The following is a 26,685-nucleotide window of genomic DNA, read 5'->3' on the forward strand; positions in this document are numbered from 1 at the left end:
TAGTGCATTTACCCTACACTCTATAATAGCCTGCTTGAAGAAAGTTATAAATTATAGTATCTTTGAAATACGTTCGGCGTTATCAATTTTAGCGGAGGATAGATATGGCGATTACTGACGCGCAGTTTCAATTGGTTACCTTTCAGCTCGGTGAAGAGCTTTACGGTGTCGATATAATGGATGTAAAAGAGATAGTAAAGGTTCAAGAAGTCCGGCAGATTCCGAATGCACCATATTACGTCGAAGGTTTTTTCCATTTGAGAAATGAAATTATACCGATTATCAGTTTGCACAAACGATTCCACCTTAAAAAGGCGGATTTGGACGGAGACGATGAATATTTGGGAGGATTTATCATCCTTAAAATCGGAAAATATAAGATCGGTATTGTCATTGACCGCATCGCACGTGTTGTTATGGTACGACAAGAAGATGTTCAGCCGCCGCCACAGATGATTACCGGTATCGGTACCGAATATATTAACGGAGTTATCCGCCAAGACTCTGGATATCTCATCCTATTGGATATCCGCAGATTGTTTAATCCGAAAGAATTACAAAAACTTACCACATTCTAATATGCCGATACCTGTTTATAGCTCTACTATTCGGCGTTCTGAAATGGATGCCGTACTCACCTGTATGGTCGAAGAAAAAATCGGCCCGGGTGAGATGAATCAAAAACTCATTAAATTAGTACGCGAACTCTATGAGGCTGAAGGAGTCCTTGCCTTACGGAGTCCGGCGATGGCATTGGTTTATACGCTCAAGATGTTCGACCTCCCTGAGAAAGCGGGCGTCTTATTGTCAGCGCTCGCCCCTTCGTGGCAATATATCGAAGTAGCGCGAAACGGATTTACACCGATTGTTTTGGATGTCGATCCGTTAACCGGTTTGGTTACACCTGAAGCGGTTGAAGAAGGTATTAAGCAAGGCGGCAGAGTGCTGGTTCTACACGAAACACTCGGCAACGTCCCCGATATGGAAGCGTTTACAGCTCTTTCAATTCCGATTATCGAAGACATTTCCCAAAGCGCCGGCGCCTTATACGGGGAAAAGCGGGCAGGAACGTTCGGTTCGTTTACGATACTGGGACTCGAAGAACGGGATATTTTAACGGGCGGCGGCGGAGGCATCCTCATTGCTGCAGAGCGGCGTAATGCTTCCGTGTTAAAGAACATGGCGGAAACTATTCCGATAACCGATTTCTTGCCCGACATTAATGCGTCCCTCGCCTTTGTACAGCTTAAAAATATGGAAAAAAACCTCCAGCTTCGCGACGAAATGCGGGAGCTGTATCTCCGCTCACTTTTACAAACGAGGCATAAGCCGCTCGTATTTGCTGAAAGAGTAAAAAACCCCGTCTATTCCTTTCCGATAATACTTGAAAGCGGCTTTAAAGATGTAAAACAATACGTTAACCGCAAAGATATTGAGATAGAACTCGCTTTTACCAATTCCATTGTGGACTTTTTAAAAGAAGAAAATACATGCATTAATGCGGCCTCGCTTTTGCTGCGGACGGTACTTTTTCCCCTCTATCCCCGGCTCGGTCTCAATAATGCTGCAAAGATTGCAAAGGTATTAGGAACACTGCCGTAACGGACACGTATGCAAAAGAACGCCATTATCATCCTAACAACCTATAAACCGCACGCAGCGGAGATATCCCAGGAGCTTCCGGAGTTTTTGCAAGAAAACGGGATTCAAGCAGACATCTATGAATATGACGGCTTGTCTCCTGCAAAGCCGATTCGAAAACGGTATGATTTTGCCGTTTGCCTCGGCGGGGACGGGACGGTGCTGTTTGCAGCACGGTACTGTGCACCGAAAAAAATACCGGTATTTCCCATTAACCTCGGTGAATTCGGGTTTATTGCGGGCGTTGAACCGGCGCATTGGAAACAAGCGCTCGGCGAATACCTCGCAGGAAATGCGGAACATCACGAGAGGCTGATGCTTTCTACCGCCGTGTATCGTAACGGCGAGTGTGTCGGCTCCTTTGATGCGCTCAACGATGTTGTTGTTTCAGGCGGCGGCATTGCGAAGCTTATAAATCTCGCACTATCCTTTAACGGTATCTCTTTCGGCGTGTATCGGGCGGACGGCGTTATCGTGTCAAGCCCGACCGGTTCTACCGCATATTCGGCAGCCTCCGGCGGCCCGATTATGGATCCGACGGTTGCCGCCTTTGTTCTTACACCCATATCGGCATTTTCACTATCAAACCGGCCGGTCGTATTGCCTGCTTCCGGTACGATGCGTATTGAGGTTTTGCATAATCGTCAAAAAGATGTTATTGTATCTATAGACGGACAGGAGTTGTTTCCGCTCTGCGAAGGCGACAAAATTGAAATTAAAATGTCGCGCCACCGATTAAAACTCATCGGGTGTTCGCCGGAAGCGTTTTACACGGCGCTCCGGTCAAAATTAGCGTGGTCGGGAAGTCCGTTGCAGGAATAACACTGCGGCGCGGAGGTTGATGTGCTCGAAACCATTTCGGTAAAAAATATTGCGCTTATCGACGAGCTTTCTCTCGATTTTAACGCTCATTTGAATGTACTGTCTGGAGAAACCGGTGCGGGAAAATCCGTTTTGATCGGAGCGCTGAGCTTTTTACTCGGCGGGAAGGTTACCGCGGATATTATCCGCACGGGCGCTTCCGAAGCGGCGGTGTCCGGTACATTCTACCTTGCAAACACCCATCCCGAAGCCGCCGCATGGCTTGACGAGCGAGGCATAGAGCCTGAAAACAACCGGATACTGTTACGGCGCACACTGAAAGAAAACGGCCGCGGCGGTATTTGGATCCAAGACACACAAGTTTCCCGCGCCGAACTGGAAGAATTCACCTCCTTTTTAGTCGATATTCACGGTCAGCATGACCATCAATCTCTTTTTAAAACAGCGGAACACCGCCGCTTCTTGGACTCCTATGCAGGTATCCTCGACGAGGTGCATGCATTCAGCCTTCTTTATACCCGCCTCGCCGAAATAAAAGCAAAACTGGAAACGATAGGACATTCCGAAAAAGAACGTGCAGAGCGGGTAGACTATCTTGCATTTGTTATCGACGAAATCGACAATGCCCGTTTACAGCCGGATGAAGACGAGGTGCTTGAGGCGGAAGAAACAAAGCTCTGCCAGTATGAAAAACTGTATGAACAAGTCGAGACGCTGCAAAACCTGTGTACACAGGAACAAGGCATTGTACCGCAGCTTAAAAAACTACAGCATATCTCCGACAGCGTTACCGCTATCGATCCTGCCGTTCACGAATATGCCGAGCGGATAGAAAATGCCTACTATGAAATGCAGGATATCGGCGAATTTTTCAGCTCCTATCTTTCAAAACTGGTATTTGACCCCAATCGGCTGGAACAGGTGCAAGAGCGGCTTTCCCTTATCAATAAACTCAAGAAAAAATACGGCGCAACCATCAAGGATATCCTCGCCTATCGGGAGGCCGCGCAATCCGAGCTGGATTCCCTCGGCGAAAGCGAGCAGGATAAAACCGCTCTGGCAAAAGAAGTTCCTCAGCTTGAAGCAAAACTTTTTGCAGCCGGTACCGCCCTATCTCAGAAGCGGAAAGCCGCAGCGGCAGAGCTTCAGCGAAAAATTCAAACTACCCTCACCCGCCTCGGTATGCCCAAAGTGGTATTTGCCGTGCAGGTTACGGCAGCCGAACCGAACGGAAATAAACAGACTGCCGGTCTCTACGGGTTTGATTCGGTGGAATTTTTAATCAGCACCAATCCGGGAGAACCGGTCAAACCGCTCAACAAAATAGCGTCGGGTGGTGAACTCTCGCGCGTCATGCTGGCACTGAAAACCGTCCTGACTGCCGCCGATGAAGCGGATACCCTGGTGTTTGACGAAATAGATACCGGTATCGGCGGAGAGGTTGCCCGCACCGTTGCAGAACATCTGAAAGAATTGGCCGGTAATAAGCAAATACTCTGTATTACGCACCTTGCAGTTATTGCCGCCGCTGCCGATACTCATATTAAGATACTGAAGATACAATCCGAACATACAAGCCGCACATCTGCCAAAACAATAGAGGGAGACACCCGCATTGAAGAAATTGCACGGATGTTAGCAGGCGATGAGGTGAGTGCCGCTTCACGTATTCATGCAAAAGAGTTATTATCAAGGTATGGAAGCATAGGATAACACGACATGGATAATCCACAACAAGGTACAAGCATATACGAAGAACAACTCCGTTACTATCAGGAGGAAATCGACCAAATACTCAAACAGGAAAAAGCGATGGCAGAGCTTATCGCAAGCGATCCTCAAGGTGGTATGTATAAAAAAATCATGCTCGTCGATGAACTGATATATGTGGTAACGCTCTATTTGGGAATGTACCAAATAGCGGTCTCCTTTTTGAATCGAAAAAACGAAACGCTGCTCAATGAAGCGCGAAAAGCCATTTACAAGGTTATTATCAATCTCGAAGAAATTGTTTCAAACTTTATCGACGCACCTTTTTCGGACTATGAGGAAAAAGTACGCAAAATTCAACACGTGCCTCAAAAACAGCGGTTTTATTTAATCCGAAAATTAGGCTTGGTGATAGACCTTGTCATCCGCGCGTACAGCGGCAATACCAAATGGAAGTGGTCGTTTGTAGAAATTCAAGGACGATATGCAACGGTTGCGAAAAACATCCTCGATTTAAAGGATACTGCAGAAACAGGCTTTGATCCACGTTCACCGAACTATGAAAGCACGATGTTCCATCTTAAGTTGGTAAAAAAGCTACTCTTGCAGGCAGCCGACCAATACCGTGCGCGATATGAAACGGCAACCGCCAGTATAGAGGATTTCAGAATTGCTATTCAGTATCTGGAAGCTGCGCGGCGTATGCATATTTTGCTGAATGAGCGAAACGCAGCGGAAGAAGTAAAACGGCAAATCGGTATATGGTCCGAGAAGATGGAAAAAGATTTACAGAAGCGGAAAAAAGCGTAAGAGCTGCAAAACGGAAACAGGAAGTTACAATGTTCAGTAAAGAAATCGTATGCAAACTTTTTGAAGCGTTTTCCATTCAGCGGTGGAACGATTTAGTCCGCCCCTTCGATATCGTCGAAATGGATAAGACGGCAGAAAAAATGTTCCTCAGCTTTATCATCGGTAAATATGAAGAAAAGAACGGAAGAACGGTCAATTGGCTGACTATCATTAATCATTCATTCTTTGAGCTGCTCCGCCGAATCGCGCTCTGCGATATGAAGTCGCCCGTACAGCGCATTATCCGATCGGAATATCCCGAAGAATACAAAAAACTCAACCGTTGGGTGCTCGATAAATACAAGACAATTATTACCGATCCGCTTTTTCTTGATGAATTTGCCGCCTACCTCTTTGATCCGGTTGATCCTACGGACATAAGTTTTCGAGTACTGCGCGCGGCCCATAAATATTCGGCAATGCGCGAGCTCGATATGATCCGCATGGTGAACGAACCTTTCCGGCTGACTGAAATCGACAAATGTTTGGAGACGGATATTGCCGATTTTATGGACTTAAAGGGCGTACAGCTTTTGACAACGAGGCAGCAGCCGTACTATTTTATTACCGAAATTGAAAAACTACGGTTCCAAACCCGTTGGAACCAAACGCCGCGGGTACCGGCAACAACGGTGCTCGGACATTCGTACTTTGTTGCCGCACTGGTTTTCTTAATGAGCCGCACGCTCAAGCTGGCGCCGCATCGTCTTTCGATGAACTTTTTTGCAGCGCTGTTCCACGACTTACCGGAGGCGGTTACCCGCGATATTATTTCTCCGGTAAAGCAAGCGACCGATCGGCTGCCCGAAGTGGTTAAGCATATTGAAGATGAAATTGTTGCAAAGGAATTACTCCCGTTGATGGACGACTTTTACCGCGAAGAGGTGCTGTACTTTATTCAAGATGAATTTGAAAACCGCATTACATTGAACGGAGAAATCCGCTGCGTAACAAGCGAAGAGTTGAATACAACATACGCGGCGCCTGAGTTTTGCGGGATTGACGGTAAACTGATCCGTGCAGCAGATCACATCGCGGCCTTCGTAGAAGCCGACAGTTCCATCAACTTCGGCATTAGGTCGGAACAGCTGGAAGAAGGCAGGGCAAACATCCTGCACCACTACGGCAAAAACACCGTCATCAACGGTTTTTCCCTAGAAAGCTTTTTTGCATCATACCGCTAATCAGTCGTGCGAAATTTTGAATAAAATTTCGCACCGTTTATTTTAAATGAGAAGGGTAAGCGATCCATACGAATAAACAAGAATCGCAGAATAGATAGGTTGGGCAACCATTTGAGCCGTGAAGCGGCGAAACTCTGGTTGAACAGCCTATCTATTCTGCGGGGTGTTAAAGAAACAGTATGGAACGATTACCCTAGGAGTGAGAAGATGAATATTGTAGAAATCCCGTTACCGCTGTTGCGGAATGAATTATCGGCTGTGTCTTTTTTATCCTGCATTGCCGAAGACGAACTTGAAGCGCTCGCACAGTTTTCTCAGCTTTGCGCATTCGATGAAGGTGAGGTGCTGATTGCTGAAGGCACCATAAATGCCGATCTGTATATTTTAATGAGCGGCTCTCTTGACGTGATAAAGCAGGGCAAATGGAATAAGCAGGTGCACGTTGCAACACTGCGAGATCACGCCTCGGTCGGCGAGTCGGCGCTCCTGGAAGATGAACTCAGCACCGCAACGGTACGTGCGGCAGAAGATACCGTCGTACTGATTCTTTCTCGCAGTCAGTTCAAAAAATATATTAACGCCTATCCCAAGGCGGGATTGGTGATGATGACATATATCGTTTTCAGTCTTTTGCAAAAGCTGCGCAGCGCCAACGAAGAGCTCGCCGACGAACGCAGTATGGAATTTGCACAGGAATATTTAACCGCAATGGTCGACATGTTCCAAGAAACTGAACAAGACGACAGCTCCGGCTCAAACGATGAGCCGTGATAATTCCGCGATTAAATCTTTACCGTCCCAAATAGTATCCATCTCCATCGCCTGCCCTAACGCGGCGATGCGGTCGATACCTGCCGAACGTCGCTGCGCAAAAAAGTATGCGAGTTCTTCCCGCGGGTAGCCTTCCGCGCAGAGCGTCTGCACCTTGAACGAAAGCAGCGGCAGCAGTTCCTCTTTATTGCGAATTTCGGTTTCAAAGAAAAAGCCGAATGTTCCGCGCAGCGTCTCCACCGCATGGGCGGGCAGTTTTGCCAAAGTCGCAACATATAAAAGATTCCCCGCATACTGCTTGACGGAAATTTTCTCCGGCAAGGTCATCGCAGAAAGGCACAGCTGCTCGTATTTCCGCGCCGCTTGATAGGAGCCGAACCGGTACGCTGCTTGAGCTTCCGCTGCAACCTTTTCCCACCAGCGGAGGCGTACTGTAGGATCGCCTCCGTCGTTTTCCCACACGACAAGGTGCGGGGCGGAACAGGCATTTTGATCCATCAAATACGTGTCGTTGTAAAACCGGTGCGCCCATGCGGCGAGCGTTTCTTCATCCGCTTGGGAAAACGCCGCTTGACTGAACAACGCAAACGACCAGCGGTCAGGGAATACCAGTTCAACCGCATGAGGCGGAAGCGGAAGCGCACGTATACGGCGGATTGTTTCATCCCCGCCCCACACTACCCGCGCATCGCACTCGGCCATATACGCAGCGGTTACGGCGTCATCCCTGCCATAGCTGATAAACGATGTCCGCCGTTTTATTGGTTCAAACTCAGGGCGATCCAGCACTCGGCCGATGCAGGCGCAGAGCATTGTCGCGATTTCCCCGCCCCGCTCCGACAGCCGCACGATGTTTGCGTTCCCCGCAAGCAACCCGATTGTGTATGAATAGGCAAACATCGTCGGCACGTTTGAAGGCGCAATATGGAACGCAAGCCCCCGGCCGAGACGCGGAAAAGGTAAAGCATGGCGCTTAGCCAAGGCTTCAAGATGCGCCCTGCGGCACCAGAAGCCGAATGCGGCAATCTCCGGTATGGAATGAAGTTCCGCTGCACCGATTTCAGCCGATACCGCAGCAAGAAACTCCATTGCCTCCGGTGAAAATACGGGATACGGTTCTCTTTCCGGCTGCAAAACGCCTGCCAATAATGTTACAGAGGTTTTCGTCTGCATGGTTGTATCATCCTTCATACAAGTTTGAGAGATACTCAATACACGATAACTCAAAGTATTTAGTGTTAACGCTCACTCATATATTGTTCTACTTCAGCAGCAGTCAACTTGCGTATCTGTGTATGCGGATACTCTTTATATTCCCCAATGGTAAAAAGAGGGGCAGTGTGCTTACATTGTTTATCTTTATTTTTCTTTAAAAATAACAGGACATCATTATATGAAGGAAAGATTTTATAGGATTTCTTCCCATTACTGTTTTCTATTTCGTAAATACCGCAAGGCTGTTTTTCCGTATAATCTGCTGTCCGTAAATAGAGCTTTGCAATTTCCAATGACTTGAACGGAAAATCCCATCGTTGTAAACCTCGTTTAGGATCACGGTCAATACAAATACACCGTCCGCATGTCCCGCAAATGTACTGCGTATGATGTTCTAAACAGTCTACAGGATTAAGCAACGGCGTAATTCTGTTTTTGTTTACGTAACACTCTTCACACATGGTAATCTCTCCTTTTAAACCTAAGCCTTAGCTCTGCTTTTTGCCGTTACATACGGAACATCGATACGCAATACTGTAACCGATGCTGCCATCTGTTCGGTTATTTCAAAGTCTCGGCCGCTTTGTGTTTTCATCATAAGTCGCAATCCGAAAATCTTTTCTGCAACATCTTCAACAATAACTGCAGTTCCGTCTCCCATAACACTGGCATATTCCGAACCGTATTTACACGGAATGTCGCCGCCGGAAACAATTGTAACATCCGTCTCAAGTTCAATAAAAACGCACGGATTCTTTTTGAGAATGTCGAGTTTACGCCCCTCTTTTGCGCAGTGCACATAAAGAGTTAGCCTGCCGTCGGTAAATATAAAACCATACTGCATCGGCACCACATACGGATGGTCATTATCGATCATCCCAATATGCACAACCTTTGCCTTTTCAATGATAGCATATATTTGTTGATAATCCGTTACTTCTCGATCTGATCTTCTCATAGATAAAAACCTCCATCAGATAGTATATACCATAAATATACATCCCGCTACATGATTTCTACATGATTGCGAACTGTTGTGTATGGAAATATCAATATCTTAAGTTATTCGTGCTTTTGCCGATGCCTTTAATATGACCTTCTCACAACTTTTTACCCTGATAAAGAATGTGGTTATTTCTCCTGAAGTGATTATCGTTACTATACTGCTTATATTATACTTAAATCTTGTATTCTATATTGTGCAGTATCAAAAACCGAGACTTTCCTCCCTACAAAGCAGAATCCAAAAAAATTTGCAAAAGCCGCCGGCAGAAGCTAAAAAAGATAACACACCTACCGAGCAGGCAAAATAAGAATCGGAAAATTTAGGCATACCTTAAAATACGGGGTACTCTCTAAAATGTAGAACTATCTGCCTTATATATGATCAGCTGTAAGATTAGCCGGAATTTTTTTGAACTTAAAACTCTGCCGCTGAATAGGAGAAGCGCCATATAGTCCGATAAGAGAACGATGCAACTGTGTCCCATAGCCTTTATGCAGATCGTAGCGGTAAAGCGGATATTGCTTATGATACTCCATCATACAATGATCCCGTTCGGTTTTAGCCAGAATAGAAGCGGCCATCACACACGGATACCGTCCATCAGCTTTAGGTTCCGCAATAAGCGTAAAATTACCGCCGATATTAGGCAGTTGATTGCCGTCAACAATAACCGTTAAATCCTGTTCAATACCAACCGCTGTATTAGTATTATCTCGCCTATACCGTGTAAATAGAGTTTCAAATGCTTGCTTCATTGCGGTAAGCGTTGCTTGTAAAATATTGATTTTATCTATTTGTTCGGAAGGAACCGATGCAATCTGCCAATACAGTGCACCGTCAAGAATAGCAGCCCGCGCCATTTCGCGGCGTTTAGGGGATAGTTTTTTTGAATCATCCAATATCGAAATATCAAAGGTATCAGGCAAAATGACAGCCGCAGCATATACGGGGCCTGCCAACGCCCCCCTCCCCGCTTCATCAATACCGCAAAACAACATCAGACATTTTTCCTATTTTCTGTATTATCACTGTACCCTTCACAATGCTCTATGTATCTATATAATACACTATCTACGAATAAGCACTTCCGTAAATCCTGTTAACTCAACAGATTTCGGCAATTCAGCTTTAGAAGTATTATCGGCAATGACGGCCGCATCCATCATTTCAAATAAAGGCGAGGTATACGAGCATTGCAATTTTCGGACTTTGACGGTTGAACCGGTAAGATCGGCCAATCTTCCGGTATAATGCGCAGTAAGATTACAAACCGTATCGGTCAGCGTACACTGTGTTTTTACAAAATCAAAACATAACACCATTAATCCCGATGCCGAAAAAGTACTGCGCAGCGCAGACACGGTACTGTTTTTGGCACGCACCAATACAGCCTGCGCAGTTTGTTCGGAAGTAAAAGAAGTGTCGGTACAGGTCATACGGCTATCCCGAAGAATCACGGCATCACCGCCCTCTTCTACGGTAATTGAAACTCTATTCAGCGTTAGGGAAGCATTCGAACCGTATAAAACAGGTACAATACGCGGTTCCGTAAACCGTTCTATGCGTTTTATCGAGCATCCTTTTATCTCCAACGAAGTACGTTCAACGACAAAACCGGCATTTTCTCCGAATGTAATTACCGGAGTATTCTCACCGAGTATCTTAATCGGAGCCGTAAGAAACACAGCTTCTTCAACATACACATCGGAACGAAGAAAAACAGAAACCGGAGCAGGTTTACCGTTCTTCACCGGAGTTTCTTGCCGGTTTATTCGGTCATAGACTGCTGCAACAGCCTGTTCAAAAGAAACGAACGGATTATCGGATGTCCCTTTTTCCGCGGTTGTTTTTGCAGCAGTATCTACATAAAAGACTAAACCACTCTCAGCAGCAAAAAGAGAAAGAGAAAAAAAGAAATATGCAAAAAGGCATAATAACGGTTTACCATTCCTGTACATCGGTTTCTTATAAAACACCCTTAAAAATTTCACGCAGCTCGGGATATTGCGCATAGTAGTACTTTTCAAGTTCCTCAGGAGTCAAACCGGTCAGTTCATGGCTCATATAGTGGATCCAACTGCTGTCTTTATCGGCATAGATATCATGCTTTCTGCACCAATAATCGGGCTGGATAGGTTCACTGCTCTTTCTGTTATGGAAAACCTTATAATCATGAACGGCTATCTTTATATCACGCCGCGGAATACCTTTTTCCAAGAAAGCCGATACAAGATAATTGATTGTAGCACCGCTATCGAAAATATCATCAACCAACAATATCTTATCGCCGCTCCGCAGGTGTTCGGGGGAGTATGTCCATCCGTCAATCATCATTTTTGACTGCTGATTAGCATCGGAATAAGAATGAGCGACGACAGCGGCATACAAAATAGGCTTCACATCTCTATTCACTAACTTAAACCATTCATGAATGGCATTTCCCAAAGATGAACCGCCCCGCAGTGAAACATATATCACATCAGGAATAAAACCATCTTCCCAAATTTGGCGCGCCAAACGGAACCCGTTATTACGGATCGTATCATAGGGTAAAAATTCTTTGCTCATAATCGCTTCCTTACTTTAAATGTATACTTTATTTCAAATTAAAATACATTAACCTCAGCCGCATCAGAACGGTTGCTTAATTTTGAGGAAAATAATAGTGATAGGAAATAAAGCTCTCATTTTCTTAGTATAACGATTTCAAGTTGCTTATTCAATAGAACTTGCAACGTATCATAATCTAAATACGTACGATAAATCATTCACCCAATTATTGAGCGGCAAAGCGTATAAAAAAAACTGCCTTTCGGTAAATCCGATGGCAGCCTTCTACTTCTGTGTATCTTATAAGATTATTTAAAATCTTTAGGTCGGCGTTCAATACGATGACATTTTGCACATTCAGCGATATTTTTTATTTTTCCGTTTTCAACCATTGTTTTTAACACAACTTCACCACCGCACGGACAGCTAAACTTCTGCGTAGCGACAGCAGTACGGGAGTTTTTACTTGCACCAGCCATACCTCAAGCCTCCTCATGAAAATTTTGTCCTTTAATATAGAAAATTTATAATAGACTGTCAAGCCCCCCTAAAACTAAGTGTTTGTAATTTATTCTCTTTTGTGATATACTCGCGCTATGTTCCAAAAGTATCCGGTGCTTCTCCAATCTATACAGCTGCAAGGGCAGTATAAGCAAAACCTTTCCGGAGGTCTGCTCCCAAGATTCCCGCTGCTTTTGTTGCTGTGTTCTCTTTGGTACTTTTTAGGATGTACAAGCGTTCCTACTGCCCCCATAGATACGCCGTATCAGCCTGCTGCTCAGACAGAAATACACTGGCGTACCTTATCCCCAGGTATCGAAGCTACCGATATCAATGATCTGCAATTTCCGCTTATCGTTCATGTTGTGAAAGTAGATTTACTCAATCCCGCTGTCGCCGTGATAACCTCAGAACCGGCTCTCTTTAAAAACGGCCAAGGCTGTATCCGCGGCGAAACGACACAGGATTTTGCACTCAGGCACAATACAATCGCAGCCTTTAATGCCACTCCGTTCAAAACAGGCTCGCTGTTTTTCAGTGTATACCGCACTATCGTGGGTATTCATATTACAGATTTCTGCCGGATGAGTATGCCGAACGAAGGCTACGGTGCATTGCTTTTTTATGCGGATAAAACAGCTCGCATTATCGACGCTCAAACGGAAGATGTATTATCAACAGATGTCCGTCATGCAGTCGGGGGCTTTTGGACAATTCTTCGAAACGGTATCGTAATTCCGCAAAAACTTCATCGCCGTGATTCACGGACTGCCGTCGGCCTTACTGATAACGGAAAAACACTCTTCGTTGTGTCGGTAGAAGGTGAGAATCAACAGAGAAGCCAAGGTCTTTCCTTTGAAGAAACGGCGTGGCTGCTGCGGGAATTAGGCGCTGACGATGCACTGCAACTCGATGGCGGCAGTTCTAGTTCGTTAGTTTTACAGGAAAATGGAGAACAGCGTATTGTATCCCCTATTCGCAACTGGAATATCCATATCCGTGTTGCAAATAATATCGGTATTATCATTAACCAATGATGACCGTTTAAGTTTAAAGAAACATTTGCCTTTATAGTACAAGCGATGTAAAATAGAAAACATGAAGAAGGAAGTTCAGTATGAATGAAGTAATCAATGCAATTTTAACACGGGTAAGTGTGCGTCAATTTACCGATCAAAGAATTGAAGATGAAAAACTAAAACTTATTGCCGACTGTGCAAAAGCTGCCCCGACAGGAAAAAACCGACAAGCACGAAAATTTACGGTTGTACATAATCGGGAAAAAATTCAAGAACTCGCACAGGCGATTGCAAAAGTACATAACCGCAACGATTACCGGATATATGACTGTGATGCGATTCTCTTGATCAGCTTTGCAGAGGACGATAGGTACGGTCAATGCGACTCGTCTTGCGCAATTGAAAATACTTATTTAGCAGCAGAATCCCTTGGGTTGGGTGCTGTCTGGATTAACCAATTGCGTGATAAATGCAATGAACCGGAAATCCGAAATATACTGGACTCCTTTCATATTCCGCACAATCATGTGATATGCGGCTTTGTTGCGTTAGGCTATCCTGCAGAAAAACCGGTGATCAAAGAAAGAACGGAACCGGTAGAATTTATATACTAGAGGGAAAATTATTATGAATGAAAAGATCGCTATCCTCGGCGCAGGGTCATGGGGAACGGCAATAGCTTGTACACTCGGTCGAAACGGGCATCGCGTTATGCTCTGGAATCGGAGTGAAGATGTATGCTCAAGCATCAATATCGAACGTAGTAATAAAAAGTATTTACCGAACTATACCTTACCGCCAACGATCTCAGCTTCTGTCGATATGCAAGAAGTATGCAAGGATGCGGCAGTACTTTTTTTAGCAAGCCCCTCCCTCTATCTAATGGATACTGTAAACAAGCTCTTAACGATTCCTCCTTTTAATATCGATACCGGAACACAGACATACCCGCTCATTGCGGTACTAACTAAAGGATTTATCCCTGATGAGCACGGAGAACCGCACTTAATCATCGAATCTCTTGAAAACAAATTGCCCGATTTTTATCGGGATCACCTTGTCTATGTCGCGGGTCCGAGTCATGGAGAAGAAGTTGCCGCCGGAAAGCTCACCGGTCTTATTGCAGCTTCAAAAAATCCTTTAAGCTCTATCCGGTGCCGCGAAATCCTTAAATCTCGCAGTCTACTGGTATACTCAAGTCTTGATATTGTAGGTGTACAGGTATGCGCAGCGACAAAGAACGTGATTGCCATTGCATTCGGTATGCTTGATGCGCTAACCGAACATTCCGACTTTTTCGGTGATAATACCGAATCGCTTTTATTAGCGGCCGGCTTAAACGAAATTCAGATTATAGGGAGAGCAATGGGAGCAACGCATCCTGAAACATTCACATCGATTTCGGGCATCGGGGATCTTGACGTTACCTGCCGCAGTAAATACGGAAGAAACCGCAAATTCGGCCGAGAAATTATCACCGCAGCGGTTTTAGATTCTTTTAACGGCATCGATGACCTTATCGCACGAATCGGCACTATCGGCTATTTACCTGAAGGTATCGTTGCATGCGCTTACCTCGGCAAGATCGCCGTAAAGTACGACTTAAAGTTACCGCTCTGCACCGGACTCTACAAAATCCTAAACAAAGAATTATGCCCAGCGGAGTTTATCGAAAATCTTTTAAATGGAACAAAGAATTAAAGGCATACAAGGCAATTACATCAGAATCGCTACAGAGAGTGGTAATTCCACTTACAAAGAATCCGATACCTTTGCCCAAATATCAGGATGGAGCCGGCAATTCTCAAGTGTACGCGAAAAAAATGGAATAGTCGCCTCGGCAAAGAAAATTTCCTCCGGTTTCATAATACTGCCTGCAAAACGGTACGTTTTTCTCCAGTATGACTCTTGAATGCTTGAAATAATAACACCGGTATGGGGACCGTCCGATGCCGAATGGATAAATTTTCCTGCACCGATATAAATCCCAACGTGGGAAATACCGCCGGCAGTGTTAAAAAACAATAAATCACCGGGCTGAATCTCTTCATCCGTTATTCTTTTTGCATATTCGGCAAGGGCATCCGAACGCCGCGGCATCTGCAGCTTCAGAACATCAGCCCCATTGCGAAAGACAAAACCCGAACAGTCCATCCCCTTACGAGAATGGCCTGCATAACGGTAGGGCGTACCGAGATAGCTCAAAGCATTATTAACAAAAGCAATCCGTTGAGAATCTTTTGGAGAAGATACCCCAAAAATGAAAGGTATCGCCGCTAATATGAAAAATAAATAGAAAAAAAATGCTCGTATATCTTTCAAAATCATGTAAAATAGTTATACTAAAAACAAGAAAAAATTGCAATTTTGAAAATAAGCAAAAAATTGTATTTATAAAGGAGCGTATCGATATGAATGAAAAGTCAAGATGTCCATGGGGATTCCTTGATACATGGCGCGGAAAAAAATTTACCGGAGAATGGCCGACATTACCGGAGATGTTTGAAATTACTGCGGAACGTTTCCCAAATAGGAACTGTTTAACCGTCTTTGAGCCCGATCGGATCACCCTTACCTATCGTGAAACACTTGGAGTAATTAAAAAATTAGCAGGTTGGCTTGCCACTCACGGTGTAAAAAAGGGAACACACATTGCCGTTTCAGGTAAAAACTCTTCCGAATGGGCAATTGTCTATTTAAGTGCGCTATATGCCGGCGGTATTATAATCCCCATTGACTACGGCCTACATGATTATGAAATCGAATCACTTTTAAAAACAGCAAAGCCGCTCTTTTTCTTTGTTGATGAAGAAAAATACGACCATTTTCTTGAGGCATCAAAATCTCAATCCTTTATTGGTCAAGTTTATGCTTTAAACAGTAAGAACAGTGACCGCTATGTATATAACTTGGAAGCGGAACCGCTTGCCACCTATTATCCTTTACAGGAAACCGACACGGCAGCTATCCTATTCACCTCCGGTACGATGGGTACTCCCAAGGGCGTTATGCTTTCTCACCGGAATATCGTCTCCGACTGCTACATAGCTCAATCACACCTAACCATATTTGAAACCGATATTTTCTATGCATTATTGCCGATCCATCACTCCTATACTATGGTTGCCGTCTTCATTGAAGCAATTTCGGTGGGTGCAGAAATCGTATTCGGAAAATCTTTGGTTGTATCCCGTATGCTCCGCGAATTAAAAGAAGGAAAAATTACGATGCTTCTCGGCGTACCGCTTCTCTTTAATAAGCTGCTTGCGGGTATCTTAAAAGGAGTGCGCAGTAAGGGTGTCGTGGTATATGGCATCATCCGATTCCTCATGGGTATTTCATACCTTGTTAAAAAGACAACAGGGAAAAATATCGGTAAAATACTCTTTAAGAGCGTATTGGAAAAAGCAAATCTTACAACGCTTCGTATTGCAATTTCGGGCGGCGGACCGCTTTCAAAGGAAGTTTTTAGAGCATACAATGAATTCGGTATCGATTTTGTCCAAGGCTACGGTCTGACCGAAACATCGCCGATTATTGCACTGAATCCGAAAGAGCACTTTAAGATTGAAAGCGTCGGGCGTTACTTCCATCCCTATATGGAAATGAAAATCCTTGATCCCGATGAAAACGGCCGCGGAGAAATTTGCGCGAAGGGGCCGATGATTATGCAGGGGTATTACAATATGCCGGCAGAAACCGTAGAAGTACTATCGGAAGACGGATGGTTCCGCACCGGCGATATCGGATGGATTGACGATGAAAAATATCTGTATCTCTGCGGACGTGCAAAGAATCTCATTGTTACCTCCGGAGGGAAAAACGTATATCCTGAAGAAATAGAAAATGCCTTCCAGATGTATTACAACGATATCGAACAGATAACCGTACAAGGATACCACCCCGCGCACGATTTAACGAGCGAAGAAATTGAAGTACTGGTATACCCCGCCGATGAACTGTATAAAACGCTGAATCTTAACCGCGGCACTCCAGCCGGAGACAGCGCCGTTTATAAAAGAATAGAAACGATAGTCGAAACCGTGAACAAGGAACTACTGCCCTATCAGCGGATCACAAAAACCACGCTTTTGGACAAACCTCTCGAAATGACTACAACAAAGAAAGTTAAACGGTATACTAAAGCCGAATAAATCAACACCCTCCAATGAACTGAGGCTTTAAAAAATACGGCACCCATTCTTACAGAACGGGTGCCGCACTCCGGAACTTCGATATATTGATACAGATTAGTTTACTTTAAATTTTCCAACTTCCAGTGCTAAATTCTTAATGCTCTGTGTATTCTTTTGCGTAATTGCGTTTACTTCCTGCACGGCATTATTAATCTGCGCTGCGCCTGAGGCCATTTCATTCATGCCGTCGGTTATAATACGCGTTAGATTATCCAATTTGCGCATTTCCTCCGCGACACCCTCCCCGCCTTTCAACATCTCTTCAGCCCCGAACTGAACTTCCGTTGTAACCGTATTGATGTTTTTAATAGCATCCAGTACTTCATTGCTGCCGTTTGCCTGTTCGCGCATCGCTTCCGTCAGCTGATCGCTCATCTCTTTTACTTGAGCAGCAAGGGTAAAAATAGCATTGAATTTTCCCTCGACTGTTTTAGAAGATGCTGAAAGCGTTTCTATTTCGCTGCTGAGTAGTTTAAGCGTCGCCGTAATATTTTTTCCCTGTATGGCCGAATCTTCCGCCAACTTGCGGATTTCATCGGCGACAACAGCAAATCCTTTGCCGGCTTCTCCCGCATGGGCGGCTTCAATCGCAGCGTTCATTGCAAGTAAGTTTGTTTGCGATGCAATGTGCTGAATAACACTCGATGCTTCCATGAGCGAGCCGGATTCTTCCGCTATTTTCTGTGTTACCGTATTAGACGTAAGCAACGTTGCTTTTCCATCTCCCGTTGCGGACACAAGCTCTTTCACGATCGTATCGGACTTATTAAGCGTCTGGCTGATCGAAGCAATATTTGCGACCATTTGCTCAACCGACGCCGAAGACTGTGCAACACTTGCAGACTGTGTTTCAATACTACTGCTCAACTGCTTAATAGTGCGGATAATTTCCTCTACTGTCGCGGCAGTTTCGGTAACGCTTGCAGCTTGGGTCAAAACTTGTTGCTGGATACCGTCTATATTTGCATTAATCTGATTAATTGAGCTTGCCGTTTCGGACATATTTGAAGCAAGCTCACTACCGATCTCTTCCATAATGCTGCTATTGACGCCGATAGACTTTATTGTAACACCGATTTTTTCTATCGTTTCATTAAAATATTCCGATAAATCCGTTACCTCGTCATTACCGCTTACAGCCATACGAACCGTTAAATCACCTTCACCTTGCGCAATATCCTTAAGCGCTGCAACAAGTTTTTGGATCGGCTTTACGATATTGTGTGCAACAAAGAAGACAACAGCCAATGCCGAAAGAAAAATAATTCCCCAGATAATGTCTATAGCAATGCTCATCTCACCCACTGAACTCATAAGGTCACTGTAGGGAGCGGTCATAATAACCGTCCATCCCGATAGCTTGCTTTTAGCATAGGATGATATTACGGAAACGCCATCGTTATCATAATACCCGATACCCGGATCTTGCGCCTGTAACGCTTGTTGTTCAAATGCTGCAAGCGGCGCTACACTCGGATCGGTTTGAGCTTCCTCGATGGAATTGTATTGATCTTCAACAAAACGTATATCTTTATCTGCAATCGTATTCCCCGTTAAACCGAGTATATAGCAATACCCCCTTTTTCCCAAAACGATGTCTTTAATTGCTTCGGATAAAAGATTCGCTTCTACGGCTGCGCTTAATACGCCGACAATTTCATTGTTATCACCGATAATGGGAACGGCATAGACGATCCGCATTGTATTTGAAACGCGAGATATACGCGGTTCCGCTACAAAGCTTTTTCCTGATGAAGCGGCTAAAAACCAATCCCGGTCGCCGACATAAACAGCTTTTCCATCATCTGTCCCATAACGGTCCCCCTGCATAGTGCTGACACCGAAATAATCTACCCGTGCATTATGACCGGCTTCATTCACAAGACTCTGCGCTTTTTGATAGTATGAAAGAGAAGGATCACGCAGGGAAGGCATACGGGCAACTCCTTCGACAAATTGGAGAGTCGCTTTTATTCTTCCATCGATAATCTCTGCAACATCGGCAGCTTTATCTATTAAATGAGTTTCAATTTTCTCCGTTACGGCTTTGCGTGCAATCATAACTGCAAGCAGCCCCTCGATAACTGAAGCGCCTAGAATCAATACACCAAAAACCAACATCAATTTTTTTCTTAATGAAAAGCGCTTTTTCTTTAGGTTCCTTCCCATATATTCGTCTCCTAATCATTTTGGTACCGACGGCTCAATTGACCGATAATGATAACGGCTGTCCTATAGAACAGCACCGCCGGCCATTTGCCGTTTTAAACGGTACAAACCTCACAGCATAATTCAACACTTTTGAAATTGCAAAACAGGAATATCATTTTCCTGAGCAAAGAGACTTATTTCTATGACTAATTTTATATAGAGGATATAATGGATTATATTTATTTAAATTAAGTTAGTCTATCCCTCTGTAGCTTATGGAAGAAACCGTAAGAAACTGCCTACGATAAAGGCAAGTATTGAAGAGTCCCTAGAGTTGTTCACCGGCGCGTAGTTTAACCCGCATTGTTTGGATTTTTGCATCCATCACTTCGAGCTCGTTCAATATTTCTTTCTCATGATTGGAAGTTTCGATGACTGCATGAATCCCGCCGTTTTTAATAACGATACGCTTATCGGCATAGAGCGCAAGCGCCGGGTCATGGGTAGCCATCAGCACGATTTTATCGTTCGATACCAAAAGCTGCAAAGCCTTTTTCCGATCGATTCCGGCATTTTCAATCTCGTCAATCAAAACGATCGGAGATGAGCTTAAAATGGCGGTATCTGCAATCATGAGCGCCCGGGACTGTCCGCCGCTCAGTGCAGTAATCGGCGTATCCAGCCGAAACTGCTCTCCTGCCAGTTTATTCGCAGCCTCGATAATACCGCTGACAGCTGCTTCTTTGTCTTCGACCATCCGGCTTTCCGCATGCAGTTCAATAAACTCTCGGACGGATAAATCCATGACAAAGTTCATATTTTGCGAAAGCTGCGCAACCAGTTTATTGTTTATCGAAAACCGGATTGCTTTATCGGGCACTTCGCCGTTAATCAGTATTGCCCGGCCGGTAGGTGTGTCTTTTTGCGCTGTCCATTCGATGTCCGCGAGCAGCCGCGACTTACCCGATCCGGTCGGCCCGACAATCGAAATAATCTGGGACGGATACAATACAAGGTCTTGAAAATTCTCCGGTTCGCCGGACTTATTCGTACCGGGTAGTATCGTAAGACTCTGCACACCTTGAACGTCATCCCCGTTTAAAAACCGCTGCATTTGAATGATATATTCAAAAAATGCATGGGATAAAGCTTCTCTATCAAGCGCACTCTCTTCGCATTGTTCTTCGGAAAGGTTTTGTAGAAAAGAGTCAAAAGTACGCTGCGTATTGTCCAGAACATGTAGCTCTGTCAATCTGTTTTCTGCAAAAAAATCTTCAATAAAAGGATACTCTGCAAGCAGCGTTTCTATCGTTTTTTTTGAAAGTTCTATTCTTTTTTCGGCGGTGCCGTGTATGTCAAAACCGGTATTTGCGGCCATATTGTCTCCCATAAAAATTTTTGCAAGATGTTTTAGTTATTTGTTTGCGACTCGGCAATCTTCATCTTACGGATATTGCCCATCTGGAAATTTTCGCCGACTCGTGTTTCCCCCAAACAATAGGAACACAGTGCTGCAGGCATCGGGAAACGGAGCTCCATTCCTTGCACCGTCGAAATATCTTTATCTCGGTTAAAAAGCAGCGTGCTCAGTTCAAAGGCACCCTGCCCCGTCAGGCCGTTTACCTGCATAATCACCGCTCGCGGATTAACGGTGTTGACACGAGCGCAAAACACTTCGCGTTCTGCCTGAGACACAATATCGCCTTTTGTGATGACAACAATATCCGCCGCTTTTAACAGCGGACCGATTTTTTTCGGTGTATTGATGCCCGACAGATTATCGATAACACAAATTCCGAGGATATTTTTAATATATGGAGAACAACGGTTGCACAAGCCCGCTGATTCCGTTATCAAAAGGTCGAATTTTTCCTTGACGCCCCATTGTACTACCTCTTCGATATTGGAAACAAAGAAGTGATCGGGACAGAGCGAACCGGAAATACCTTTTTGAACGGGAATACCGGCCTTTTCGTACAGTATGTCGTCATCGGTGTAGAGGCAGTCAAATTTCACCACTCCGGCACGAAGCCCTTGTGTGCGCAGCGCCTCGATTGTCTTTAAAATAACGCTGGTTTTGCCCGAAGACGGCGGGCCGGAAACGATCAAAAGATTCATAGTGTTGCAATTATATCATACCGAGCTGGAACAGGCGGTAACATCCGTTACGAAAGGATACGCAATAGTTGGGCGACAATTCGTCCGGCTTTTCCGCGATGAGACAGTTCGTTTTTTTCTTGTGCCGTCAATTCTGCAACCGTTTTATCGAGCTTTGGAAGATACACAATCGGATCATAGCCGAAACCATGTTCTCCGCGCTCCGATGTGCCAATCACACCCTCGCACGTTTCTTGTACCGTAAAAAAACGATGAGCACCCAGCATCACTGCAATACAGCAGACAAACCGACAGCGACGGTTTTCCACACCTTCCATCTGCTGGAGAACGAGCTGATTCCGCTCCTCCGCTTTCAGCTGCACACCGTCTTTCATACCATAACGAGCTGAATAGATACCGGGCTTACCGCCGAGCGCATCGATACACAGCCCCGAATCGTCGGCAATCACCGGGCATTTAACACTTTCATATAACACGCGAGCTTTTAGGAGTGCATTTTCTAAAAAAGTTGTTCCGGTTTCTTCAGGATCAAAGAGGATACCTGCATCAGCAGGGAGACTGATGCGATGCCCTTTCAAAATAGCGGCAAATTCTTCTTGTTTATGCCGGTTGCCGCTTGCTAAGTATATGTGCATAGCGTACCATAACACGCTTTTTTAAGCTCGACAAGATCGTTGTTAATTGTCGCTCGAGAAACACCCAGTTGTTTTGCCAATACCCGATTACTCGGTCCCCGCGTATATTCCTGTATCCGTTTCAGATACCCCTGCCAACGCGCATAACTGTATGCCTGACGGTTTTTCAAGCGCTTGATGACGGAACCGTGAGCCTCATCAACCTTACGCAGCTGAAGTGTCGCACTCTTATACCGTACATAATAAAAGTCCCGCTTAGTTACCCATTCATTGTAAACGGTATCCCGTTTGTCCGTCAGCTCCTTTGCTTCTTCAATCAGCAGTCTTACCTTCCGTACCGATAGTCCTAAATGTCCGGCAACCGTTTGCAGCAAATGGTCATTGATACAAAAACAAGATTTACACAACAGTTCGAGAAAATAACGTGTATAGATGTCTTTCCTTTTTCTTTCCCATCTGATTGTTTCTTGAATAGACTGAGCTTTTTCAGGTAACACCGTATAAGAAGGCGGCGGACTTGCTGCATACAATTCATAGTTTTGTGACCCGTCCTGTTCGTCCTGTATCGTTTTAACGATCCGCTGCTGATCATCTTGGGCAACGGAATCATACGTCGCCTGTTCGCGGTTCCGTCTCAGAAAGAGCTTCCAGCTATAGGTAAGAGACATCCGCAAGTATGTAGGAAATATTGACCTATCGGGATTATAACCGTCTATGATAGCATCAAGCTTCGGATAGAGCCAAAGTAAAAAGTCACTGCGCATATCCTCGCTTCCGCAGTAGACTCCGAATTCGCCAAGATTAAAATACAAATACTGAAACAACCGATCGACGGCTTCTTTTTGTGTATTCTGCCGTGAAAAGTCCGTCAATATCGTTTCAACGATATCCTCTTGCATACGTTCCTCCGTGAGCGTAATTTTATTTAAACCTGTTCGGAAACTTCCGTTTCTGAACAGGTTACCTTGAAATGCGATGTTCTAAATCGTGCTATTTGTGCGATTTAGAACTCGTCGACCTATTCGAAAACACAGTTATCGAATAGGTCTTTTGTGCAGAGAGTTTAATACCTCGGTGCTGCTTGAACCGTAGCACAGGTATTAAAACCGCCTTATAGCATGTTCCCCGATGCTCTGCGCCGAGGTATATTGATGCGTAGTTGTGTCATAGCAAGATACATGCCAAAAAAAGGATATACGGATTTTTTCAAAAACGAGCAGGTTTTCTAGAGATAATGATCAGTTAAGACCGACAACGGATTTATTTAAATAAGTCTTTTTATAATAACAATTTACAAACTCTTATGTCAAATTATATGTATGAAAGAAAATCTTTATTCCGTTTTCCTCCTCCTGTCATTATGCAGTAACATTAAAATATGGATACAACCATAAGTGCGCCATCTGTCAGAATATGATACACGGAATATCAGAATTTGAGCATTTGAAAATTATTCGGCTGGCAGAGTTATCGAATCGGACATGAGGAAGATTCAACACTGTCAATAATGCCGCCGCCGAGTACCCTACTCCCACAGTAAAATACAGCGGCTTGCCCGCGCGCAACCGCCCGTTCCGGTTCGTTAAAAACGACACGGACTCGGTCAGTGCCGATAGGTTCGATGCGGGCTTTTTTCAGCTGCTGCCGGTACCGTGTTTTAACTTCTGCATAAAAAGGCTCCGGCGGCATTTCGGCAATCCGGTTTACCTCACGCACGGAACAGGCAGCGGCAAGAAGCGCTTCTCCTGAACCGACGGTAACGGTATTATGCTCTGCCGATTTTTCAACCACATAAATCGGATAGCCGAACGGCAGTGCAAGACCCCGCCGCTGCCCGATGGTATAACGGTGCAAGCCGCGGTGCGTACCGACCTTGACGCCGTTGATATCGATAAAATCTCCTTCAGGAAAAGCATCGGGCGCCAATGCGTCGATTACTGCCGTGTAGTCACCGTCCGGCACAAAGCAAATATCTTGACTGTCGCTCTTATGCGCATTGACCAGTCCGGCCTTTTCTGCAATGAGGCGAACCTCCGGTTTCGTCAATTCTGCAAGCGGAAAAAAGGTTCTACTGAGCTGCTCTTGGCTCAACAAGGCCAAAAAGTAGCTTTGATCTTTCTGCGTATCAGCGCCCCGCTCCAACGCATACCGGCCGGACGGCTCCTGAAATACTTTGGCATAATGACCGGTTGCAACCGCATCGAACCCTTCTCGTAATGCCTGCTCCATCAGTAACCCGAATTTAATTTGCTTATTGCAAATGTAACAGGGATTCGGCGTTTCTCCGCTGCGATAGCTTTGAATAAAATAATCGATTATCTGCTTTTGAAATTCGGCACGGAAATCGTAAACACAATGCGGAATACCGAGTACCCTCGCTGCCTGCGCCGCTTCTTCAATAATCCGCTCGGTTTGTTCCTTCGCAGCGGAGGTTTGTTCATTCAGCAAACGAAGCGTAATGCCGCATACGTCATGCCCCTGCTCTATCAGGAGTTTTGCAGCAACACTGGAATCAACGCCTCCGCTCAAGCCTACTGCAATCTTCATTTTTTTATGGAACTCCGCAACGATATTGCTTTACCGTCCGTCAGCACAACTGCTTCCAATTGTTTATAAGTATGGGCAGGAAATTGAGCCGGCACACTTAACGCGCTGCCGATGTAAATCACTTCAATGGTTTTCGTTTCCTTTTCGTCTGTATCGCGGTTTATTGCGGTAATACGGACGAGAAGCGGCAGCGCATAGTCATCACTTTGCTCCGTGGCTCCAAACGAAATATTCACATAGAGATAGTTTTGTTGGGTCAAGTAGTCCAGTTTGACCGGAACGCCCTCAATTTTTCCCGACTGCCGGCCGGTTTTAAATAGGAAAGAGAGAAACGTAAGCGCAAAAACGGCAATAATGGCGAATAACATGGAACGGGACGAACGTGTTGCGGTAAGACTTTTCAGTAAGCTGATTTTTTTTATGTAATCGGGCTCATACATCTGCTGCACCGCTTCCGGCGCTCGCTTCAAACGCTCACTCCGGTCATAGCGGAGATATGAACTCCCCTCGCTCCACGAATCCGGTTGGTTATTCATTTTTTGATACCCCGGTAATTGTGTTTGTCTTCCACCAGACAATATCTGCCTGTTTATCTCCGGCAAGAAGCGCCGACAAGATGCCGTCGGAAGAAAGATGAAAAGCGTTGTACACCAGTTCATCAGGAGAAACAGCCAATGTCCGCGTATATATTTTATTTGAATGTAAGTCGATTAATTCGAGGATATAGCCGTCGGAGCGCGGCGTTGTCAACAAACACCAATGATTTGCCGTTATACCAAGCAATCCGTAAACTTTTTTAACAGGACGGGTGCCGGTATTCGTGTCTTCGGTATCTTCATACGAAGCGATATCAATAGTCCGTTCATACCGCCGGTCTTCAATATTAAACGTATACAGACAGCTTTTATCATAACTGATTCCGGCACTCACATTGATATCCGTATCGATGTCTTCACGATAATAATCGACTTTGATATAAAGCCGCTTCGATGTAAAATCGGGAACAGCCTTATCAAGGCTGGAAAACATCTTTACTTCGTTGGTATAAGGCGATGGTAATCCGCTAAACGCGATGGGAATTTTATACAGCAAGCTGCCGGTATTGTCATACCAGTATACCCGAATACCGGTTTCCGTTCGGCACACTACAATAATACCGTTATTTGCATCCGCATAAAGCCCTTCGATGGGCGGAAAGGGAGTACCGCCGACGCCTTCTTGCCCGACAGTATCCACAAATTCCCCCGTCTCACTAAAATGAATGACCGTATCACGCAGCACAAGATTTTCCGTCTGATCGTACTCAATACGTTCTTCGTTGACCGTATCGACGGCAAACAGATTTTTGTTCGGCGTTACGGCAAGATACGTCGGATGATTGAGCGGATACGGCACGGCGCTGCGGGTCATAATTTTATCGGTTTGATCGGCATCGATAAATGTCGGGCGCGGATTTTTATCAGGATTATAGTACAATGCCAACAAATCGCCGAATGATGTCAGCCTGAGGATTTTTCCCGCACCTGAATTACTCAGATAAAAGATACCGTCATCCATAACAAGCTGACTGTCGGGACGGACATACGGACTTGCCAGCTGAAACAAATCGAGCTGGTCTTCAAAATTTCCGTATTTTATTGAAAAAAGCTGTTTGCGCTCCAAGTTTCCCGTTCTGTCTTTCCCGCACGAAACCGCACAAAGGGAAAAAACGGAACACAAGAAAATACAAAGTCCCTGAAAAAAACGACTGCGGCGATACATTACGATAAT

Annotated in this window: 27 protein-coding genes; 11 read left to right on the forward strand and 16 right to left on the reverse strand. The window is 45.0% G+C overall.

Going from position 1 to position 26,685, the window contains the following annotated elements:
• Window positions 1-104 precede the first annotated feature (104 nt).
• The 7 genes from E4N65_RS05960 (at window position 105) to E4N65_RS05990 (ending at window position 6,977) form a co-directional block, all read left to right on the forward strand.
• Window positions 105-578: a chemotaxis protein CheW gene (locus E4N65_RS05960; protein ID WP_044016249.1), complete on the forward strand. Its 474-nt coding sequence runs from the start codon at window positions 105-107 to the stop codon at window positions 576-578.
• A 1-nt stretch (window position 579) separates the two neighbouring features.
• On the forward strand, window positions 580-1,602 hold the full coding sequence (locus E4N65_RS05965; RefSeq protein ID WP_253674785.1) for a DegT/DnrJ/EryC1/StrS family aminotransferase: 1,023 nt from the start codon (window positions 580-582) through the stop codon (window positions 1,600-1,602).
• A gap of 9 nt (window positions 1,603-1,611) precedes the next feature.
• Window positions 1,612-2,463 (forward strand): NAD(+)/NADH kinase, encoded by an 852-nt coding sequence (locus E4N65_RS05970; RefSeq protein WP_044016245.1) that lies wholly within the window; start codon window positions 1,612-1,614, stop codon window positions 2,461-2,463.
• 21 nt (window positions 2,464-2,484) lie between these two features.
• Window positions 2,485-4,176, forward strand: a complete 1,692-nt coding sequence (recN, locus tag E4N65_RS05975) for a DNA repair protein RecN (RefSeq protein ID WP_253674787.1) — start codon at window positions 2,485-2,487, stop codon at window positions 4,174-4,176.
• A gap of 6 nt (window positions 4,177-4,182) precedes the next feature.
• The gene (locus E4N65_RS05980; protein WP_253674789.1) at window positions 4,183-4,983 is read left to right on the forward strand and encodes a hypothetical protein; all 801 of its coding nucleotides are present in this window, start codon (window positions 4,183-4,185) and stop codon (window positions 4,981-4,983) included.
• 29 nt (window positions 4,984-5,012) lie between these two features.
• On the forward strand, window positions 5,013-6,206 hold the full coding sequence (locus E4N65_RS05985) for an HD domain-containing protein (RefSeq protein WP_253674798.1): 1,194 nt from the start codon (window positions 5,013-5,015) through the stop codon (window positions 6,204-6,206).
• Window positions 6,207-6,413: 207 nt separating this feature from the next.
• Window positions 6,414-6,977: a cyclic nucleotide-binding domain-containing protein gene (locus E4N65_RS05990; protein ID WP_253674799.1), complete on the forward strand. Its 564-nt coding sequence runs from the start codon at window positions 6,414-6,416 to the stop codon at window positions 6,975-6,977.
• Here E4N65_RS05990 and E4N65_RS05995 read toward each other — a convergent pair.
• The 7 genes from E4N65_RS05995 to E4N65_RS06025 all read right to left on the reverse strand — a co-directional run bounded on the left by E4N65_RS05995 (window position 6,960) and on the right by E4N65_RS06025 (window position 12,227).
• The gene (locus E4N65_RS05995; RefSeq protein WP_253674801.1) at window positions 6,960-8,150 is read right to left on the reverse strand and encodes an acyl-CoA reductase; all 1,191 of its coding nucleotides are present in this window, start codon (window positions 8,148-8,150) and stop codon (window positions 6,960-6,962) included. The genes E4N65_RS05990 and E4N65_RS05995 overlap by 18 nt on opposite strands.
• A 65-nt stretch (window positions 8,151-8,215) precedes the next feature.
• Entirely contained in the window at window positions 8,216-8,653 is a 438-nt protein-coding gene (locus E4N65_RS06000; RefSeq protein ID WP_253674803.1) for a hypothetical protein, read from the reverse strand.
• Between the two features lie 20 nt (window positions 8,654-8,673).
• Window positions 8,674-9,150 carry a pyridoxamine 5'-phosphate oxidase family protein gene (locus E4N65_RS06005; RefSeq protein ID WP_253674805.1) on the reverse strand — a complete coding sequence of 159 codons (477 nt, stop codon included), beginning with the start codon at window positions 9,148-9,150 and terminating at the stop codon, window positions 8,674-8,676.
• Window positions 9,151-9,569: 419 nt separating this feature from the next.
• Window positions 9,570-10,196, reverse strand: coding sequence for a ribonuclease HII (locus E4N65_RS06010; RefSeq protein WP_081984441.1), 627 nt, complete (start codon window positions 10,194-10,196; stop codon window positions 9,570-9,572).
• A gap of 69 nt (window positions 10,197-10,265) precedes the next feature.
• The gene (locus E4N65_RS06015) at window positions 10,266-11,156 is read right to left on the reverse strand and encodes a hypothetical protein (RefSeq protein ID WP_253674807.1); all 891 of its coding nucleotides are present in this window, start codon (window positions 11,154-11,156) and stop codon (window positions 10,266-10,268) included.
• Window positions 11,157-11,163: 7 nt separating this feature from the next.
• Complete coding sequence (locus E4N65_RS06020; protein WP_044016227.1) at window positions 11,164-11,766, reverse strand: phosphoribosyltransferase; 603 nt, start codon at window positions 11,764-11,766, stop codon at window positions 11,164-11,166.
• 290 nt (window positions 11,767-12,056) lie between these two features.
• On the reverse strand, window positions 12,057-12,227 hold the full coding sequence (locus E4N65_RS06025) for a hypothetical protein (protein ID WP_006188141.1): 171 nt from the start codon (window positions 12,225-12,227) through the stop codon (window positions 12,057-12,059).
• 117 nt (window positions 12,228-12,344) lie between these two features.
• Between E4N65_RS06025 and E4N65_RS06030 the strand changes: the two genes are divergently transcribed.
• The 3 genes from E4N65_RS06030 to E4N65_RS06040 all read left to right on the forward strand — a co-directional run bounded on the left by E4N65_RS06030 (window position 12,345) and on the right by E4N65_RS06040 (window position 14,969).
• Window positions 12,345-13,286: a phosphodiester glycosidase family protein gene (locus tag E4N65_RS06030; protein ID WP_253674809.1), complete on the forward strand. Its 942-nt coding sequence runs from the start codon at window positions 12,345-12,347 to the stop codon at window positions 13,284-13,286.
• An 80-nt stretch (window positions 13,287-13,366) separates the two neighbouring features.
• Entirely contained in the window at window positions 13,367-13,882 is a 516-nt protein-coding gene (locus E4N65_RS06035) for a nitroreductase family protein (protein ID WP_253674811.1), read from the forward strand.
• Between the two features lie 13 nt (window positions 13,883-13,895).
• On the forward strand, window positions 13,896-14,969 hold the full coding sequence (locus E4N65_RS06040; protein ID WP_253674813.1) for an NAD(P)H-dependent glycerol-3-phosphate dehydrogenase: 1,074 nt from the start codon (window positions 13,896-13,898) through the stop codon (window positions 14,967-14,969).
• A gap of 51 nt (window positions 14,970-15,020) precedes the next feature.
• Here the strand turns inward: E4N65_RS06040 and E4N65_RS06045 are convergent, their stop codons facing one another.
• The gene (locus E4N65_RS06045; protein ID WP_371921829.1) at window positions 15,021-15,596 is read right to left on the reverse strand and encodes a C40 family peptidase; all 576 of its coding nucleotides are present in this window, start codon (window positions 15,594-15,596) and stop codon (window positions 15,021-15,023) included.
• 83 nt (window positions 15,597-15,679) lie between these two features.
• On the opposite strand from E4N65_RS06045, the gene E4N65_RS06050 reads away from it, so the two are divergent.
• On the forward strand, window positions 15,680-17,422 hold the full coding sequence (locus tag E4N65_RS06050; RefSeq protein WP_253674815.1) for an AMP-dependent synthetase/ligase: 1,743 nt from the start codon (window positions 15,680-15,682) through the stop codon (window positions 17,420-17,422).
• Window positions 17,423-17,518: 96 nt separating this feature from the next.
• On the opposite strand, the gene E4N65_RS06055 is transcribed toward E4N65_RS06050, so the two are convergent.
• The 8 genes from E4N65_RS06055 to E4N65_RS06090 form a co-directional block, all read right to left on the reverse strand.
• Window positions 17,519-19,633, reverse strand: coding sequence for a methyl-accepting chemotaxis protein (locus E4N65_RS06055; protein ID WP_253672259.1), 2,115 nt, complete (start codon window positions 19,631-19,633; stop codon window positions 17,519-17,521).
• A gap of 310 nt (window positions 19,634-19,943) precedes the next feature.
• Window positions 19,944-20,993 (reverse strand): ATP-binding cassette domain-containing protein, encoded by a 1,050-nt coding sequence (locus E4N65_RS06060; protein WP_253672261.1) that lies wholly within the window; start codon window positions 20,991-20,993, stop codon window positions 19,944-19,946.
• 32 nt (window positions 20,994-21,025) lie between these two features.
• Entirely contained in the window at window positions 21,026-21,733 is a 708-nt protein-coding gene (locus E4N65_RS06065; protein WP_044016212.1) for a GTP-binding protein, read from the reverse strand.
• Between the two features lie 47 nt (window positions 21,734-21,780).
• Complete coding sequence (gene rdgB, locus E4N65_RS06070; protein WP_253672263.1) at window positions 21,781-22,368, reverse strand: RdgB/HAM1 family non-canonical purine NTP pyrophosphatase; 588 nt, start codon at window positions 22,366-22,368, stop codon at window positions 21,781-21,783.
• The gene (locus E4N65_RS06075) at window positions 22,353-23,267 is read right to left on the reverse strand and encodes a hypothetical protein (RefSeq protein ID WP_253672265.1); all 915 of its coding nucleotides are present in this window, start codon (window positions 23,265-23,267) and stop codon (window positions 22,353-22,355) included. Before E4N65_RS06075 ends, rdgB begins: the two co-directional genes overlap by 16 nt.
• Before the next feature lie 568 nt (window positions 23,268-23,835).
• Window positions 23,836-24,915: a tRNA 2-thiouridine(34) synthase MnmA gene (mnmA, locus tag E4N65_RS06080; RefSeq protein WP_253672267.1), complete on the reverse strand. Its 1,080-nt coding sequence runs from the start codon at window positions 24,913-24,915 to the stop codon at window positions 23,836-23,838.
• Window positions 24,912-25,451, reverse strand: coding sequence for a hypothetical protein (locus E4N65_RS06085; protein WP_253672269.1), 540 nt, complete (start codon window positions 25,449-25,451; stop codon window positions 24,912-24,914). Before E4N65_RS06085 ends, mnmA begins: the two co-directional genes overlap by 4 nt.
• On the reverse strand, window positions 25,444-26,676 hold the full coding sequence (locus E4N65_RS06090; protein ID WP_253672270.1) for an LIC_12708 family protein: 1,233 nt from the start codon (window positions 26,674-26,676) through the stop codon (window positions 25,444-25,446). Before E4N65_RS06090 ends, E4N65_RS06085 begins: the two co-directional genes overlap by 8 nt.
• Window positions 26,677-26,685 lie beyond the last annotated feature (9 nt).

The sequence above is a fragment of the Treponema sp. OMZ 855 genome, assembly GCF_024181145.1.
Classification (GTDB): Bacteria; Spirochaetota; Spirochaetia; order Treponematales; family Treponemataceae; genus Treponema.

Bases quoted from the DNA above. Each gene is read 5' to 3' on its own strand.
- E4N65_RS05960 (WP_044016249.1), top strand. From the start codon at position 105: ATGGCGATTACTGACGCGCAGTTTCAATTGGTTACCTTTCAGCTCGGT.
- E4N65_RS05965 (WP_253674785.1), top strand. From the start codon at position 580: ATGCCGATACCTGTTTATAGCTCTACTATTCGGCGTTCTGAAATGGAT.
- E4N65_RS05970 (WP_044016245.1), top strand. From the start codon at position 1,612: ATGCAAAAGAACGCCATTATCATCCTAACAACCTATAAACCGCACGCA.
- E4N65_RS05980 (WP_253674789.1), top strand. From the start codon at position 4,183: ATGGATAATCCACAACAAGGTACAAGCATATACGAAGAACAACTCCGT.
- E4N65_RS05985 (WP_253674798.1), top strand. From the start codon at position 5,013: ATGTTCAGTAAAGAAATCGTATGCAAACTTTTTGAAGCGTTTTCCATT.
- E4N65_RS05990 (WP_253674799.1), top strand. From the start codon at position 6,414: ATGAATATTGTAGAAATCCCGTTACCGCTGTTGCGGAATGAATTATCG.
- E4N65_RS05995 (WP_253674801.1), bottom strand. From the start codon at position 8,150: ATGCAGACGAAAACCTCTGTAACATTATTGGCAGGCGTTTTGCAGCCG.
- E4N65_RS06000 (WP_253674803.1), bottom strand. From the start codon at position 8,653: ATGTGTGAAGAGTGTTACGTAAACAAAAACAGAATTACGCCGTTGCTT.
- E4N65_RS06005 (WP_253674805.1), bottom strand. From the start codon at position 9,150: ATGAGAAGATCAGATCGAGAAGTAACGGATTATCAACAAATATATGCT.
- E4N65_RS06010 (WP_081984441.1), bottom strand. From the start codon at position 10,196: ATGTTGTTTTGCGGTATTGATGAAGCGGGGAGGGGGGCGTTGGCAGGC.
- E4N65_RS06015 (WP_253674807.1), bottom strand. From the start codon at position 11,156: ATGTACAGGAATGGTAAACCGTTATTATGCCTTTTTGCATATTTCTTT.
- E4N65_RS06020 (WP_044016227.1), bottom strand. From the start codon at position 11,766: ATGAGCAAAGAATTTTTACCCTATGATACGATCCGTAATAACGGGTTC.
- E4N65_RS06025 (WP_006188141.1), bottom strand. From the start codon at position 12,227: ATGGCTGGTGCAAGTAAAAACTCCCGTACTGCTGTCGCTACGCAGAAG.
- E4N65_RS06030 (WP_253674809.1), top strand. From the start codon at position 12,345: ATGTTCCAAAAGTATCCGGTGCTTCTCCAATCTATACAGCTGCAAGGG.
- E4N65_RS06035 (WP_253674811.1), top strand. From the start codon at position 13,367: ATGAATGAAGTAATCAATGCAATTTTAACACGGGTAAGTGTGCGTCAA.
- E4N65_RS06040 (WP_253674813.1), top strand. From the start codon at position 13,896: ATGAATGAAAAGATCGCTATCCTCGGCGCAGGGTCATGGGGAACGGCA.
- E4N65_RS06045 (WP_371921829.1), bottom strand. From the start codon at position 15,596: ATGATTTTGAAAGATATACGAGCATTTTTTTTCTATTTATTTTTCATA.
- E4N65_RS06050 (WP_253674815.1), top strand. From the start codon at position 15,680: ATGAATGAAAAGTCAAGATGTCCATGGGGATTCCTTGATACATGGCGC.
- E4N65_RS06055 (WP_253672259.1), bottom strand. From the start codon at position 19,633: ATGGGAAGGAACCTAAAGAAAAAGCGCTTTTCATTAAGAAAAAAATTG.
- E4N65_RS06060 (WP_253672261.1), bottom strand. From the start codon at position 20,993: ATGGCCGCAAATACCGGTTTTGACATACACGGCACCGCCGAAAAAAGA.
- E4N65_RS06065 (WP_044016212.1), bottom strand. From the start codon at position 21,733: ATGAATCTTTTGATCGTTTCCGGCCCGCCGTCTTCGGGCAAAACCAGC.
- rdgB (WP_253672263.1), bottom strand. From the start codon at position 22,368: ATGCACATATACTTAGCAAGCGGCAACCGGCATAAACAAGAAGAATTT.
- E4N65_RS06075 (WP_253672265.1), bottom strand. From the start codon at position 23,267: ATGCAAGAGGATATCGTTGAAACGATATTGACGGACTTTTCACGGCAG.
- mnmA (WP_253672267.1), bottom strand. From the start codon at position 24,915: ATGAAGATTGCAGTAGGCTTGAGCGGAGGCGTTGATTCCAGTGTTGCT.
- E4N65_RS06085 (WP_253672269.1), bottom strand. From the start codon at position 25,451: ATGAATAACCAACCGGATTCGTGGAGCGAGGGGAGTTCATATCTCCGC.
- E4N65_RS06090 (WP_253672270.1), bottom strand. From the start codon at position 26,676: ATGTATCGCCGCAGTCGTTTTTTTCAGGGACTTTGTATTTTCTTGTGT.